1 protein-coding gene is annotated in these 945 nt (G+C 47.7%); it reads left to right on the forward strand.

Translation table 11 applies throughout. The features are described 5' to 3' along the window. A partial coding sequence (locus A3750_RS24155; RefSeq protein WP_068549016.1) for a LysR family transcriptional regulator occupies positions 1-929 on the forward strand: 929 nt, incomplete at its 5' end. Positions 930-945 lie beyond the last annotated feature (16 nt).

The following is a 945-nucleotide window of genomic DNA, read 5'->3' on the forward strand; positions in this document are numbered from 1 at the left end:
TAGCGCGGATTGATCTGAACTTATTAGTTCATCTGGATGTCCTTTTGCGAGAGCAAAACGTGACGAAAGCAGCCAATCACCTTGGCATCACTCAGCCAGCAATGAGCAACGGGTTAAAAAGGCTTCGTAACTTATTTAATGACCCTCTTCTCGTTAGAACCAGTGATGGTATGGCACCAACAGAGCTTGCGTTAACACTGAAGCCTCAGGTCCGCGAGATCCTATCTAAAGTCGAACGCGTCGTTCAGCCTGAACGCAGTTTTGACCTTCAATCTGAACGCGTGTTTCGTATTATGGCAAGCGACTATGCCGAGTCGACGCTTATTCCTGAAGTGCTAAGTGAAGTTCGTCGTCAGGCGCCGCTTGTTACCCTTGATGTCCTGACTCCGAGCGATGTGTCTTTTGAAGATGTAGAGCAGGGTAGAGTTGACATGGCGATCAATCGCTTTGATACGCTACCCCAGTCATTCCATTCTAAAACGATCTGGGGTGACAGTTTCTCTTGCTTGATGTCACCCGAAAATCCGGTGCTCGAGAACTTTGATCTTGATGCTTACAAAGGCGCGTCTCATATATGGGTCAGCAAGACGGGATTTGGTGTAGGTGTTGGGATAAACCCGCAGGACGTGCAACGCTTGGGCTGGGTTGACGAAGCTTTAAATAAAATTGGCGGTAAGCGCAATATTCGCGTGTTCACGCGTCATTATCAGGTGGCGATGTTGTTAGCTCAGCAACCAGATCTGATTGCGACACTACCAACGCGAGCGGCAAATCTAAAAAGTGAGAGTGCTAAACTAGTCGTGAAAACGCCCCCGTTTGAAATTCCGGATTTTGAACTGAAAATGGCTTGGAGCCCTTTACTTCAGCACAATGCAGGCCACAAATGGTTGAGGGGCGTAATCGCGGAAGTATCCGAAAAGATGCGTTAGTTTCTTTTGATGATCT

The organism is Oleiphilus sp. HI0079 (assembly GCF_001635105.1).